Origin of the sequence: Bradyrhizobium sp. DOA1 (assembly GCF_001593325.1) — a bacterium.
GTDB lineage: Bacteria > Pseudomonadota > Alphaproteobacteria > Rhizobiales > Xanthobacteraceae > Bradyrhizobium.
The window spans coordinates 5,432,679-5,446,223 of record NZ_JXJM01000001.1 but is presented as its reverse complement, the minus strand read 5'-3'; the positions used below and the strand labels follow the sequence as shown (position 1 = coordinate 5,446,223).

Here is a 13,545-nt window from a genome sequence, read left to right as displayed (position 1 = left end):
GGTCTCCCGTGCAGAGTGGATCAGATGACGTTTGAAGTCTATGAAGCGGTTGTCGACGAGAGCGGCCATGAGGCGCGGGGCCGCGAGCGGCAGGCGCTCAGCCTCGGCATCGACCGGCTCGAACGGATTCAGCGAGGCGCATTCCACATCGAGGAGCAGGTCGAGAGCCTGCTCTATGTCCGGCGGCTGTGGACCATCTTCATCGAGGACCTCTCGCATCCCGAGAACGGGCTTCCGGACCAGCTGCGGGCCGACATCATCTCGATCGGCCTGTGGGTGGTCAAGGAAGCCGACCGCGTTCGCGACGAGAAGTCGAACGACGTGATGCAGCTCATCGAAATCAACCGCCTGATCCGAGACGCTCTTTGATGAAGATCTCCTTGCGCGCCGGCGAACGGATCTACGTCAACGGCGCGGTGCTGCGCGTCGACCGCAAGGTCTCGGTCGAGCTCGTCAACGACGTGATGTTCCTGCTCGAAGGGCAGGTCATGCAGGCATCCGACGCCACCACGGCGATGCGGCAGCTCTATTTCATCGTCCAGCTGATGCTGATGAACCCGACCGACGTCCGGGACGCGTCAGTGCTCTACGCGCAGCACCACGCCGCTCTGCTCGCCGTGTGCGAGAACCGCGAGATGCTCGACGGGCTCGCCGCGGTCGACGAACTGGTCGGGACGACGCGCTACTTCGAGGCGCTCAAGCGCATCCGGGCGCTGTTCCCGGTGGAGCAGGCCATCCTGGCAGGCGCCGCGACCCATTCCCCATTCCAGGCTGCCTGACAGCGGAGAGGCCAGATGAACGTCACCAGCGCGACCGACACGACCAGCAAGTCGTCCAACTCGACCACGACCACGTCGAGCAACAGCGTCGACTACAACACGTTTCTTCAGCTGCTCGTTGCGGAAATGAAGTACCAGGATCCGACCAATCCGATGGACACCGCGCAATATATGAGCCAGTTCGCGCAGCTCTCGACGGTCGAGCAGGCCATGCAGACCAATTCGAAGCTGGATGCGCTGCTGTCCTCGCAGTCGCTGTCACAGGCCAACGGCTTGATCGGAAAAACCGTCAGCTTCACCGATGCGACCGGCGCCAGCTTCACCGGCAAGGTGGTTTCGGTCTCCATCAACAGCGACGGGTCCATCGCGACCCTCGAGAACGGCACGAAGGTTGCGGTCGGCCCCGGCCTCACGATCAGCCAGTCATGAACGAGCGGGACGCCCTCGACATCGTCCAGGCCGCGATCTGGACCATCATCGTCGCCTCCGGGCCCGCGGTCGGCGCCGCAATGCTGGTCGGCACCGTGATCGCTCTGATCCAGGCGTTGACCCAGATCCAGGAGGTGACGCTGACCTTCGTCCCGAAGATCATCGTCATTCTCCTCGTCGTCGCCGTCTCTGGCTCCTTCATCGGTGCGCATCTGTCCACCTTCACCGAGATGGTCTATTCGCGCATCGAGCACGGCTTCTGATCGCCAAAGCATGATCCGGAAAAGTGCGAAGCGGTTTTCCGGAAAGATCATGCGTAAACAACAACCAGAAGCGCGATCATTCCAAATCTGATCGCGCTTCGCGGGCCACCACCCTCGCGTAAGCTCTGGGCGGCAGATTGCGAGCCGGATCCTCTGCCGGTGACCCATGGCCGATACGTTAGCTGCTAGCCTGCCCAGCCCGCGACGCCTCGGAGCGGACGCCTTCTTCGCAGCCGGGATCGTGACCATGCTCACGATCCTGTTCCTGCCGATCCCGCCGATCCTGATCGATCTCGGACTTGCCTTCTCCATCGCACTGTCGGCGCTGATCCTGATGGTCGCGCTGTGGATCCAGCGGCCGCTCGATTTCTCGGCCTTTCCGACCGTGCTGCTGATCGCGACGATCCTGCGCCTGGCGCTGAACGTCGCGACGACACGCCTGATTCTGTCGCGCGGCGGGGAGGGCGAGCACGCCGCCGGCTACGTCGTGGCCGGCTTCTCCAAATTCGTCATGGGCGGGGACTTCGTCATCGGCCTGATCATCTTCGCGATCCTGGTCACGGTGAACTTCGTCGTGATCACCAAGGGCGCGACGCGCATCGCCGAGGTCGGCGCCCGCTTCACCCTGGACGCCATTCCCGGCAAGCAGATGGCGATCGACGCGGATCTGTCGGCCGGCCTGATCGACGACAAGGAAGCCCAGCGCCGGCGCCGCGAGCTCGAAGAGGAGAGCGCGTTCTTCGGCGCCATGGACGGCGCCTCGAAATTCGTCCGGGGCGATGCCATCGCCGGCCTGCTCATCACCGCGATCAACATCTTCGGCGGCATCATCATCGGCGTCACCCATCACGGCTTGACGCTGTCGCGCGCGGCCGACGTCTACACCAAGCTCTCCGTCGGCGACGGCCTGGTGTCGCAGATGCCGGCGCTGATCGTATCGCTGTCGGCGGGCCTGCTGGTCTCCAAGGGCGGCACCAGGGGCTCGGCCGAGCAGGCGGTGCTGCGGCAGCTCGGCGGCTATCCGCGCGCGGTCTCGGCCGCCGCGCTGATGATGTTCGTGCTCGCCTTGATGCCGGGGCTGCCGATGGCGCCGTTCCTGCTGCTCGGCGGCGTCATGGCCTTCGTCGGCTACTCCCTGCCGAAGCGGCAGGCGGCGTTGAAGCAGAAGGAGGATGCGCGCAAAGCCGACGAGCGCGCCCAGGCCGACGCCAAGGAATCCGTCAAGGAGCAGCTCAGGACCGCGGAAATCGAGCTGGCGCTCGGCGGCCATCTGTCGGTCCATCTGCTCGGCTCGCGCACGGAGCTTGCGCACCGCGTCGCCAAGATACGCAAGAAGTTCGCCAAGCAGTATGGCTTCGTCATTCCCGAGATCAAGCTCAGCGACAATCTCTCGATCGACCCCAAGGGCTACCAGATCCGGATCCACGATACCCGCGTCGCCCATGGCGAGCTCAGGCTCGGCGAGGTGCTGGTGCTGGTCGACAAGGACGGCAAGCCCGACGTGCCCGGCGAGGAGGTGATCGAGCCCGCCTTCGGCATGAAGGCGCTGTGGGTGACGGAAGCCTTCACCGACGAGGTCAGGCGTCAGGGCTGCAAGCCGGTCGACAATCTGTCGGTGCTGCTCACGCATCTCAGCGAGGTGATCCGGGCCAACCTCGCCCAGCTGTTGTCCTACAAGGACATGCGCGCCCTGCTCGACCGGCTCGATCCCGAATACAAGCGCCTCGTCGAGGATCTCTGTCCGTCGCAGATCTCCTATTCGGGCCTGCTCGCGATCCTGAAGATCCTGCTAGCGGAGCGGGTCTCCATCCGCAATCTTCACCTCATCCTCGAAGCGATCGCCGAGATCGCGCCGCATGTGCGGCGCTCCGAGCAGGTCGCAGAGCACGTGCGCACCCGTCTTGCCCAGCAGATCTGCGGCGACCTCTCCGAAAACGGCGTGCTGAACGTGGTCCGCCTCGGCAATCGCTGGGACCTCGCGTTCCACCAGAGCCTGAAGCGCGACGGAAAAGGCGACGTCGTCGAGTTCGACGCCGATCCGCGCCTGATCGAGCAGTTCGCGACCGAAGCCAGCGCTGCGATCCGCAAGTTCACCGAGAACGGCACCAGCGTGGTCCTGGCGGTGACACCGGAAGCGCGGCCCTATGTCCGGATGATCCTGGAGCGGGTGTTCCCGACCTTGCCCATCCTGTCGCACGTCGAAGTCGCGCGCAGCGCCGAGATCAGGGCGCTCGGAGCCGTGTCGTGATCTCCGGCCTTACCGACAGCGTGCTGGTGACGTTCATCGTGTTCTGTCGCATCGGCGCCTGCCTGATGCTGGTGCCCGGCTATTCGAGCATCAATGTGCCGGCCCAGGTTCGCCTGTTCGTCGCGCTGGTCACGACGCTCGCGCTGACGCCGGTCCTGATCGCGATCCTCAAACCTCTCACCGACAATGCGGCGCCGCTGACGCTGGCGCTGCTGATCTGCTCCGAGCTCGTTGTCGGCAGCGTGATCGGGCTCGGCGGCCGCGTGTTCTTCCTCGCGCTCCAGACCATGGCGACCGTGATGGCGAGCGCGATAGGCTTGAGCAACATCCCGGGCACGCCGGTCGGCGACACCGACCCGGCGCCGGCCCTGGTGCCGCTGATCATGGCCGCCGTCACCACGCTGTTCTTCATGACCGACCAACACTGGCAGGTGCTGCGCGGGCTGATGAACTCCTACGACGTCTGGCATCCCGGCAACAGGATCGGCGGCAGCATGGCGCTGGACCAGCTCGTCGGGCGCCTGTCGGAAGCCTTCGTGCTGACGCTGCGGATCACCAGCCCCTTCATCGTCTATTCCGTCATCGTCAACTTGGCGGTCGGCCTGATCAACAAGCTGACGCCCGCTATTCCGGTCTATTTCATCTCGGTGCCGTTCGTGCTGTTCGGCGGCTTCCTGCTGCTTTATCTCACCAGCGACGAGCTCCTGACGCAGTTCATGCTCGGCGTCTCCTCGTGGCTCGCGGAGTGACCGGTTATGACGTCGCGCGCTGACAAGCTCGGCCGGATGGTTTCGCTGGTGAAACTTCAGCTGCGGCTGTCCGAATGGCAGCTTGCGCATCTGCGGCAGCAGGAGCGCAGCCTGGATGACGAGCAGGAATGGCTGGTCAGGGCCCTGAACGACGGCAAGCCGCCGGCGGGATCGTCGAGCGATTCGATCGCACGGCGTCTCAACAGGACGAGCGTCGGCGCCCGCGCCGTGAAGGAGCAGGCCTCGCAGCAGCTCGACCAGGTTCGCTGCGAAAGTCGCCGCGTGAAACAGCTCGAGGAGGTCGCAAAAGCGGCTCTCGCCGACAAGCTCCGTGACGCGGAGAAGCGATCGCTCGAGGAAATGACGGGCGTAAGCCCAGCCGTGCGCGAGTGGACGCCGCGGCCAGACAGCCGGAACAAGACATGATCGTGACAGCGACACATGACCTCGTCCTCGACGTCCTCGAAGCCGCCGACCCCGCGGCGCAGCGCGCGGCAACTGCGAAGCTCGACGCCCTGAAATCAACCGGCGCGGACTTCGCCGCCTCGATGGAGGCAGAGGCCGGCAAGGCCAAGGCTGCTGCGGCTGATCAGTCCGCGGCGACGATGTCCGAGGCGCAGTCGGGCGTCGTCAACGGCGCGCCGGTGCAGGTCATCAAGGCGCCGGCCTCCGGCGAGGTGTACCGGAAGTTCGAGGCCTACATTCTGCAGACCTTCGTCGAAGCGATGCTGCCGAAGGAGTCGGAGGAGGTCTTTGGCAAGGGCACGGCTGGCGGTATCTGGAAGTCGATGCTGGCGGAACAGCTCGGCAGCCAGCTGGCCAAGGGCAAGGGCATCGGCATTGCCAGTCAGCTCGCCGCCGGGCAGCCGGCTGGACCGGACGTGACGGGGAAAGCCGGGTGATCCGGCAATTGGTGACAAAAGTTGAAGGGTGAATTCGTGATGCAGGCACAAGAAAGCGCGGCGACTTCGATGATGGAGCAGCCGGTCGCGGACATCGAGGCGACGACGGAAGCGGAAGCAGGGGATGCGCTGTTGCCCGCGCTGCTGCCGAATCCCGGCGGCGAGGTGATCATCGATGCCACCGACGCAGCGAAATCTGACGAGATGCGCGGCCTGCTGGCGGCGATCCGCCGGCTCGAAAGCATCGTCGAGGAGGAGACGGTCGCGCTTACGACCGGAAAGAAGGTCGATTTCGACGATTTCAGCGCCCGGAAGAGTCGGAGCATGCTCGAATTCGTCCGCCTGATGCGGGCACGGATGCACCTCGGCAGCGAGATCGAGATCACCGAGGAGATCCAGCGGTTGCGCGAGAAGCTGGAACGGAATCGCTCCGTGCTCGAAATGCACTACGACGCGGTGCGCGAGGTCGCGACCATCATCGTCAAGGCGGTCAGGGATGCCGAGTCGGACGGCACCTATACCGGCCGCGCAACACAGGACGGAAAATGATCAGACTGGTGCTGGCCGGGCTCTGGGTTTGCATCCTGACGGCAGGCACGAGCTATGCCGTGGCCTATTGGAAGGAGAACGGCAGCCTGCTGCCGGCGAAGGACGAATATCTCGACGGGCTGCAATATCAGAAGACGCGGCCGCTGAGCGTGCCCATGGTCGAGAACGGCAACGTGCAGGGCTACATCGTCGCGCGCTTCGTCTACACCGTGGAGGCGCGGACCCTGCATCAGCTCAACGTTCCGCCGGAGCCGTTCGTCGTCGATGAGGCCTTCCGCAGGATCTACGCCGACGACCGGCTCGATTTCAGGAAGCTCGCGCGCTACGACCTCTCCATCCTCACGACCGCCATCAAGCAGCGCGTCAACGAGCGCATGCAGGCCGACGTGGTCCAGGACGTCCTGGTCGAGGACTTCAACTACGTCTCGAAGGAGGAATTCCAGCAGAAGCCATAGGACCGCCCTGAAACGATGCTTCCGCTCGGGCGGGCCTGGATTCCGTGATCTCCGCTGCTGAATGTTCAAACGGCCTCTGCGAAGGGTGCTCCGCAGAGGCCGTTGTCGATTTTGCAGCGCTGTGCGTCGATTTTGCAGCGCTGTGCCGCGTTAGTTGCCGGCCGGATACGCAGCCGGAGCGGCGTGTGCCCTGTTCAGGAGGATTCCGACCTCGTCGAGCTCCTGCATCGGGACGTCGAAGGTCTCACCGGCCGGAATGTTGAGACGATAGCCGACGTAGCGCCGGGCCACGATCGCGTCGAAGCCGAGGCGGTCGCGGAGTTTCTTGCGCAGCTTGCTGACGTGGCTCTCGATCACGCTCTCGTCGAAGGTCGCTTCGAAGATGCCGTAGACGGCGTTGAAGATCTGCGTCTTGGTGATCCACTTGCCGTGGTTGCTCACCATATATTCGAGAATGCGCAGCTCGCGGCGGGGCAGGGTGAGGGCGCGGCCCGCGATCTCGGGGTCACGGCCGTTGAAGAAGACCTGGATCCTGCTCTCGCAGGGCTTTGGCAGCTCACCCACCCGGCGACGCGCGATCGCGGCCGTCCGGGCCAGGATCTCGCGCAGGTGAATCGGCACGTGCACGACGTCGTCCACGCCCGCTTCGAACAGCTCCAGCGTGTTCTTGAGCATCTTCTGGCCGCTCATGGCGATGATGGGAGCCGAGGAGCGCTTGCGCATCGCCCGCGGCAGGCTTCCGCGGCCGTCGCAGTCCCCGAGCAGGAAGGCGTCCACCGCCGCGAGGTCCGATTCACTCGCAGATTGCAGCCAGTCCCAGAATTCTCCGGAAGAGAAGCCGATCGACGATACGCCTTCGCGAACGAGCCCTCCGACGTAGCTGTTCGCGACGCTCTCGCGATCATCAACGATAATATACATCAGTCTTTCGCCCCTGTTTCGCACTTGTTGCGGCCGGTTGGTTGTTTGTGATGCCCCGGCTTGGCAACGATGCTGTTTGACGACATTCCATCCCGCGAACCGTTATTATGGTTTCGATATTCGCGGGCAGCCCTACGCATTCAGTGCCTGCGTCTCGCAGGCCTGCTACTTCCAACTCGATACTGAAACGCTTACTGCGTGAGGCTCGGCGGGTGCCTTACGGATCACCTCGCGGAGCGGATCGAGAAACGACCTAGATCAGTTGCGCCAAGTTGCTCATTGCGTCCGAACGCGACTGAAACTGTGTCGATCTCCTCGCCAACTGGCGAGAATCACTTGATTAGGACCGTAACGATTGCCGTTTTCCGATCAAGCGTGCGCCACAAAGCGATTGCTATTTGTGCTTGATGCTGTTGGTTCGCTTCGAGTTGTTTCTTGGTATATCCAATCGCATCAGTTGATTTGGAAACTAAACCAGTTCTGCACCGTAGGCGGTCTATAGTTCTGCATCCCCGTACAATTACAGCCCTTTTGGGTGGTGCGGTTCGTCATGCAAATCGAGGGATTTTCAACCCGGGATTGAGGGTCAAAGTCCTGTTTCCACATGCGACAATTCGACTCATGTGTTGCGTCTGGACTCCAGCTTGGCGAAATCTTGGCGAGTGTGTGGCTTTCGAGTCGCACTCGCGCTACGTGCGCGACGCGTTCTGCTCATGTGACGTCGCTTCGCGCGCGATGAAATGTTTTCGAAACGCACGTTTCAGGCAAGCTTCGACGCATACCGTCGCCGTTCGACAGATCGAACCGAACGGAGCATTGCCACATGTTGTCCGATGGACAAGCTCGTCCCAACGTGACCGTTGATGCTGCAGCAGCGGCGAGGCCGGCTGCGGAGGCGCGCGATACAAAGGACGATGCTGCACGAACCGCGAAACCCGCCGCGAGCGCAAAGCGTCTTGCGGCGAGCGATGAAGCTCTGGCGAAAGAGGCGCTCGAGGGCTTGAAGCGTATTCGCGCCAAGGCGCGCCTCGACAAGATGGCGATACCGAAACCTGCGCCGGCCGTGATCAAGCCGGCCGTGATCGTGGCCAAGCCGCCGCCGCCGCGCCCGAAATGGGTCGTGCCGCTCGCAACGCTGGCGGTTGCCGCCATTCTGGTGGTCTGCGCCTGCACGGGCGTGATCGCCTATCTCACCACCACGCAGCCGGTCCAAAGCAACGTTGCGGCCAACGCCGAGATCAGGAATCTGCGCGAGACGGTGGCGCAGCTGCGCAAGCAGGTGTCGGGCGTGTCCGAAAATCTGGACGGCCTGCGCACCGCGGTCGATCAGTCGAGCAAGGCCACCAACGACCGCTTCGGCAGGTTCGCCGAGAACCTGGACCGCATCGAGCGGGTGAGCTCGTCCTCCACGGCGAAGCTCGACAGGCTCGCCCAAGCACAGGTTCAGGTCCAGGCCCCGGCACCTGCAACCGTTGCATCGCCGACATCGCCGGCACAGGCGATGCCGATGATGGCCTCGGTCGCTGCGCCCGAGGTGACGGGTTCGGTTGCGCCGTCGGCGCCGCGCAAGGTCATCAAGGGCTGGTCGGTCCGGCAGGCCTATGAGGGAATTGCGATCCTGCAAAGCCCGAATGGCGTCATCGAAGCCGTGCTGGGACAGCAGGTGCCCGGGCTCGGCCGTATCGAGGACATCAGGAACGAGAATGGGCGTCTGGTGGTGGAGTCCAGCGGAGGCGTCGTCTATTCCTCGCGCAAGGCGGCGCCGTGACCGGCGCGACCTTCTACTGGCGGTGATGCTCGAAGCTGGTGCAGAGCAGATCGACCTCGGTCTCCGCAATCGGCGCGCGAAACAGGCGGCAGCTGAACTCCACCGTGGTCTTGTTGTCCGTGGCGGTGCGATCCTCTCGAAGGAAGATGCATCGCCTACAGACGTCGGTGTGGTGCCGCTGCTCGGCCGCGTCCGACCGATCCAGCACATGCCGGACCGTGTCGCGAAAGCGGATCTTGACGTCGTAGTCGAGGACGGCAATTGCCTCGACGAGAACGTTGGCGGGGTCGCGCACCAGGAACTTCTTGCCTTGCTGCGTCACGCTCAGCGTCACCGAGCGTTTGTCCTTGGCCGAGCGCTTGCGCTCGAGATAGCCGAGCCGCTCGAGCTCGCCGATGATGAACGAGGCGGTGCCGCGCGTGGTGCCGACGTAACTGGCCAGCGCTGAAGGCGTTCGGGAGAACGGGTTGGCACGGGAGAGGAAGCGCAGCGCCATCCACTCGCGGTCGCGCAATCCGTGCTTGGTGCCTTCGAACCACAGGATCCGCGCGACCTGCTCCAACAGTTCAATCGATTCGCGAGCCAAATTCATTTCAATTCCGGGCGGGATAAAACTTTATTCAATTGAGCCATGAGTAAGCACAATCTGGGTGACGAGTTCGAAGCACTCGAGCGGTCTTTCGTCCTGCCGGACGGCGGATCGCGCGGGAAGACCGTCTTCGTGTCCGGAGATGGAACTTCCGGTCGTGGAACTAGAGCGCCACAAAGAAAGTTCGAGTAAATCGTTCGGCTCAACTCATCCGAAAATTTCAATCAAATCACGTCGGCTCACGCGCGGATTGACGATGATGTGCGGTGATTGCGCAACATGATGCGTCATTATCGCCACTGCGATGTCCATTTGTTGCGGTCGAAGCGTCCCAGAAGCGTGAGTCGACGCATTCCCTGCAGCGCCGCGCGGGGTGGCTGAACCGTTTTCTCGGTTAATGGATGTTGCGATGCGATGCGGCTGGACGGTTAAGTCGCAGCACGAGCGAGTGCGGGAAAGTCAGAGTATCGTTGGAAAAGAGCAGCAGCGCCGTTCAACGTCAAGCGTACGGCATTTGCAGCCAACATCGATTGCGATGAGCCCGATGCCAGAGAACTGCACCGGGGAAGCTGCGCTGGAACAAGTCTGACGACAGCGCACTCGCGGGCTGGTGATTTGCGTTTCGCGAGCGATTATTGGCGAATGCGCCGCTCCCTGGGTACCAGGCAGCAGGAAGGGAAATAGCCAATGAGCTTCGAAACTACCATGACATCCGACGTTGTCGGGCTGACGAAAGTCGCGCCGGTCTCGCGCCGCGGATTCATGAGCGCGACCGCAGCCGTGGCCGCCGGCTACACGCTGGCGGCAGGTCCGGTGCGGGCCGAGGTGATCACGACGGACACCAGCGGCCTCCAGGTCGGTGACGCCAAGATCAAGGTCGGCTCCGAAGAGATGCCTGCCTATTTCGCCCGCCCGGCCGGCAACACCAAGGCTCCCGTGATCATCGTGGCGATGGAGATTTTTGGCCTGCACGAATACATCAAGGATGTGACGCGTCGCCTCGCCAAGCTCGGCGCCTTCGCGATCGCGCCGGACTATTACTTCCGCAAGGGCACCGATCTCACCAAGGTCTCGGACATCAAGGACCTGCTGCCGATCGTCAATGCCAAGCCCGACGCCGAGCTGCTGTCCGATCTCGACGCGACGGTGGCATGGGCGGGATCGCAAGGCGGCGATACGGCGAAGCTCGGCATCATCGGCTTCTGCCGGGGCGGCCGTACGGTTTGGGAATATGCCGCACATAGCAGCACACTCAAGGCGGGCGTTGCCTTCTACGGCACCGTGGTCGACCCCGAAAATCCGCTGTGGCCGAAGAGCCCGATGCAGCTCGCACCCGAGATGAAGGCGCCGGTGCTCGGCCTCTATGGCGGTGCCGATACCGGCATCCCAGTCGCGCAAGTCGAGCAGATGAAGGCCGCGCTCGCGCAGAACAAGAAGACGGCCGAGTTCAAGATCTATCCCGAAGCGCCGCACGGCTTCCATGCCGACTACCGCGGCAGTTACCGCAAGGACGCCGCGGAAGACGCCTGGAAGCAGGCGCAAGCCTGGTTCAGGAAATATGGCGTCCTGAGCTGACGCTGGACACGAAGGGCGGCCGATCGGCCGCCCTTTTTATTTCAGCGCAACGATCTCACTTCACCATCGCACCATAGACGATGTCCTGAACCTGCTCGCGATAATATTTCCTGAGCTCGCCCGGCGCTGCCGTTCCTACCACCACGACGAGACGTTCCTTGGGATCGCAGAAGAATTGCGTCCCATACGCGCCGTTCCAGGTGAACTCGCCGGGATTGCCGGGGACCGACGACAGGCCCTCGCTGGTGCGGACCGCGACCGAAAGGCCGAAGCCGAAGCCGCCGCGATGCGGCTCGACGTTTGCCACGTTGTTCTTGATCTCGGGACCGAGATGGTTGGTGGTCATGTGGTGCACAGTCTTCGGTCCGAGAATGCGCTGGCCGTCGAGCTCGCCGCCATTGAGCAGCATCTGTCCGAAGCGGAGGTAGTCGCCGACCGTGGCGAATGAGCAGGCGCCGCCGCAGTCGAATTTGGTCGGCGTGTCCAAGAGCTTGATGGCCTGCGGCTTTCCGGTCAGCGGATCGTTGGCAAAGGGGCGGGCGAGGCGAGGGCGCTGCGCATCGGTCGGGTGGAAGGTCGCGTCCTTCATGCCGAGCGGCTGCCACACATTGGCGGCGAGGTATTCGCCGAGCTTCTGCTCGCTCACCTTCTCGACCACGGCGCCGAGCACGTCGATCGAAAAGCCGTATTCGAAGGTGGTCGAGGGCTGCTGTGCTAGCGGCAGCTTGGTGATGCGGTCGACGAAGGCTTGCGTATCGCCTTCGATCGCCGGCGCGATCCCGTCAGGATATTGCCGAGCCACCGGACTCGAGCTGTCGGGGCGGCCGCCATACATCAGACCGGAGGTGTGGCGGTAGAGGTCATGGATGAAGATCGGCGAGGCCTGCGGTTCGAGCTTGAGGGACCCGTCCGCCTGGGGCACGCCGACCTTCATGTCGGCAAAGCCGGGATAGTAGTCGGACAACTTGGCCTGGAGCGGCAGCCGGCCCTGCTCCATCAGCGTCAGGCCAGCTACCGCCGCCATCGGCTTGGTCATCGAGGCCAGCGCGAAGATCGCGTCGATCGGCATCGGCGTGCCCTTGTCCGGGTCGAGCATGCCGTAGGCCTTGTAGTGTACGAGCCTGCCGTCGCGTGCCACCGCGACGACCGCGCCGGGCACGCGCTTGGCGGCGATCTCGCGCGCGAAGAAGTTATCGAGACGTGCGAGCCCCGGCTTGGAGATGCCGGCGTCGTCGGGATTGGTTTCGGGCAGCGGCGCAGCGTTGGCTGCGCTGAACGTGATGATGGCAGCCGCTGCGATCATGGCGATCGTCTTGTTCATTGCATCCTCCCAAGAGGCGAGCTCGTTAGGCCGTGGCTCGCTCGACAACCAGATCACGACCGCACCGGAATGAAGTCAAGCGCAGGCAGGGCATGTCTGGGACGCGCGGGAAATGCGGGAACCTTATCGTCCTTCGCCCGCGCGCCACAGCGCATCGAGGCCGTGCCGGTAGGTCGGGCAAGTCAAGGTGACGCCGAGCTCGTGCTTCAGCTTCGCGTTGGAGACGCGAGCGCTGCTGGCATAGAAGCTGCGGGCCATCGGCGACATCTCGGCGGTAGCGAACGGCTCTTCGGGCGGCGGTGCAACGCCCATCAGCTGCGCGGCATAGGTGATCACGTCCTGCGGCGGCGCGGGCTGGTCGTCACAGACGTTCCAGATGCCGCCCTTCGGGTGATGAACAGCGGCGATGATCGCGCTCGCGAGGTCGTCGACGTGGATGCGGTTGAAGACCTGCCCCGGCTTGATGATGCGCCGGGCCGTGCCAGCGCGCAGCGTCGCCAGTGCGTTGCGGCCGGGACCATAGATGCCGGCGAGCCGGAGGATCGCGGCATCGCCACCGGTCGCATCCGTCCAGGCCTGCTCCGCCGCGATCCGCATTTGCGCGCGCGCGAGCGCAGCCTGCGGCGGCGTGCTCTCGTCCACCCGTCCACCGCCGTGGTCGCCATATACGCCGATGGTAGAGAGATAGATGACCTTGCAGCGGCGCGCGGCCAGCGCGTCACCGAACGCATCGAGTGCGGGATCGCCGGTGCTGCCGGGCGGAATCGAGACGAGAAGGACATCGGCCTCGCTGATGCGTTCGGCTGTCGCGCGGTCCGGGCCTCTCCCGGAGAAAGCATGCAGCTCGATGCCGGGGAGATCATCCCGCTGCGCGGGATCGCGCACGGTGCCGGCGATATGCGTGAAGGCGCCGCCGAATCTGCGAACGAAATGCCCGGCGCTGTAGCCGAAGCCGAGAATGAAGAGCCGCATGCCTTTGCCGTGCCGGTCGGAGTTC

The 13,545-nt window shown here is 63.8% G+C and carries 16 protein-coding genes; 12 read left to right on the top strand and 4 right to left on the bottom strand.

The window, feature by feature from the left end; all coding sequences use genetic code 11:
- The first annotated feature begins 24 nt into the window (after window positions 1–24).
- From flaF to SE91_RS25310, 10 genes are all read left to right on the top strand, one after another.
- Entirely contained in the window at window positions 25–369 is a 345-nt protein-coding gene (flaF, locus tag SE91_RS25355; RefSeq protein ID WP_061851311.1) for a flagellar biosynthesis regulator FlaF, read from the top strand.
- Entirely contained in the window at window positions 369–779 is a 411-nt protein-coding gene (gene flbT, locus SE91_RS25350; protein WP_008560289.1) for a flagellar biosynthesis repressor FlbT, read from the top strand. The genes flaF and flbT overlap by 1 nt, the downstream gene beginning before the upstream one ends.
- A gap of 15 nt (window positions 780–794) precedes the next feature.
- Window positions 795–1,208, top strand: coding sequence for a flagellar hook assembly protein FlgD (flgD, locus tag SE91_RS25345; protein ID WP_060735094.1), 414 nt, complete (start codon window positions 795–797; stop codon window positions 1,206–1,208).
- Complete coding sequence (gene fliQ, locus SE91_RS25340) at window positions 1,205–1,471, top strand: flagellar biosynthesis protein FliQ (protein ID WP_027572776.1); 267 nt, start codon at window positions 1,205–1,207, stop codon at window positions 1,469–1,471. The genes flgD and fliQ overlap by 4 nt, the downstream gene beginning before the upstream one ends.
- Before the next feature lie 166 nt (window positions 1,472–1,637).
- Complete coding sequence (gene flhA, locus SE91_RS25335) at window positions 1,638–3,719, top strand: flagellar biosynthesis protein FlhA (protein ID WP_061849547.1); 2,082 nt, start codon at window positions 1,638–1,640, stop codon at window positions 3,717–3,719.
- Window positions 3,716–4,468, top strand: a complete 753-nt coding sequence (fliR, locus tag SE91_RS25330) for a flagellar biosynthesis protein FliR (RefSeq protein WP_061849546.1) — start codon at window positions 3,716–3,718, stop codon at window positions 4,466–4,468. Before flhA ends, fliR begins: the two co-directional genes overlap by 4 nt.
- 6 nt (window positions 4,469–4,474) lie before the next feature.
- Window positions 4,475–4,894, top strand: a complete 420-nt coding sequence (locus SE91_RS25325) for a hypothetical protein (RefSeq protein ID WP_061849545.1) — start codon at window positions 4,475–4,477, stop codon at window positions 4,892–4,894.
- Window positions 4,891–5,370 carry a rod-binding protein gene (locus SE91_RS25320; RefSeq protein ID WP_061849544.1) on the top strand — a complete coding sequence of 160 codons (480 nt, stop codon included), beginning with the start codon at window positions 4,891–4,893 and terminating at the stop codon, window positions 5,368–5,370. Before SE91_RS25325 ends, SE91_RS25320 begins: the two co-directional genes overlap by 4 nt.
- Window positions 5,371–5,409: 39 nt before the next feature.
- Complete coding sequence (locus SE91_RS25315; RefSeq protein ID WP_061851310.1) at window positions 5,410–5,919, top strand: hypothetical protein; 510 nt, start codon at window positions 5,410–5,412, stop codon at window positions 5,917–5,919.
- On the top strand, window positions 5,916–6,374 hold the full coding sequence (locus SE91_RS25310) for a hypothetical protein (protein WP_008560267.1): 459 nt from the start codon (window positions 5,916–5,918) through the stop codon (window positions 6,372–6,374). Before SE91_RS25315 ends, SE91_RS25310 begins: the two co-directional genes overlap by 4 nt.
- A 150-nt stretch (window positions 6,375–6,524) precedes the next feature.
- Here SE91_RS25310 and SE91_RS25305 read toward each other — a convergent pair whose 3' ends face one another.
- Window positions 6,525–7,295 carry a response regulator transcription factor gene (locus SE91_RS25305; RefSeq protein ID WP_061849543.1) on the bottom strand — a complete coding sequence of 257 codons (771 nt, stop codon included), beginning with the start codon at window positions 7,293–7,295 and terminating at the stop codon, window positions 6,525–6,527.
- Between the two features lie 823 nt (window positions 7,296–8,118).
- Here SE91_RS25305 and SE91_RS25300 point away from each other — a divergent pair.
- A complete protein-coding gene (locus SE91_RS25300; protein ID WP_061849542.1) occupies window positions 8,119–9,063 on the top strand; it encodes a hypothetical protein in 945 nt (314 codons plus the stop codon).
- 13 nt (window positions 9,064–9,076) lie between these two features.
- On the opposite strand, the gene SE91_RS25295 is transcribed toward SE91_RS25300, so the two are convergent.
- The gene (locus tag SE91_RS25295; protein WP_061849541.1) at window positions 9,077–9,655 is read right to left on the bottom strand and encodes a MarR family winged helix-turn-helix transcriptional regulator; all 579 of its coding nucleotides are present in this window, start codon (window positions 9,653–9,655) and stop codon (window positions 9,077–9,079) included.
- Between the two features lie 684 nt (window positions 9,656–10,339).
- Between SE91_RS25295 and SE91_RS25290 the strand changes: the two genes are divergently transcribed.
- Complete coding sequence (locus SE91_RS25290) at window positions 10,340–11,227, top strand: dienelactone hydrolase family protein (RefSeq protein ID WP_061849540.1); 888 nt, start codon at window positions 10,340–10,342, stop codon at window positions 11,225–11,227.
- A gap of 55 nt (window positions 11,228–11,282) precedes the next feature.
- Here SE91_RS25290 and SE91_RS25285 read toward each other — a convergent pair whose 3' ends face one another.
- Together SE91_RS25285 and SE91_RS25280 are read right to left on the bottom strand one after the other, a co-directional pair.
- A complete protein-coding gene (locus SE91_RS25285; protein WP_061849539.1) occupies window positions 11,283–12,548 on the bottom strand; it encodes a serine hydrolase domain-containing protein in 1,266 nt (421 codons plus the stop codon).
- 123 nt (window positions 12,549–12,671) lie between these two features.
- The gene (locus tag SE91_RS25280) at window positions 12,672–13,520 is read right to left on the bottom strand and encodes an SDR family oxidoreductase (RefSeq protein WP_061849538.1); all 849 of its coding nucleotides are present in this window, start codon (window positions 13,518–13,520) and stop codon (window positions 12,672–12,674) included.
- Window positions 13,521–13,545: the final 25 nt, after the last annotated feature.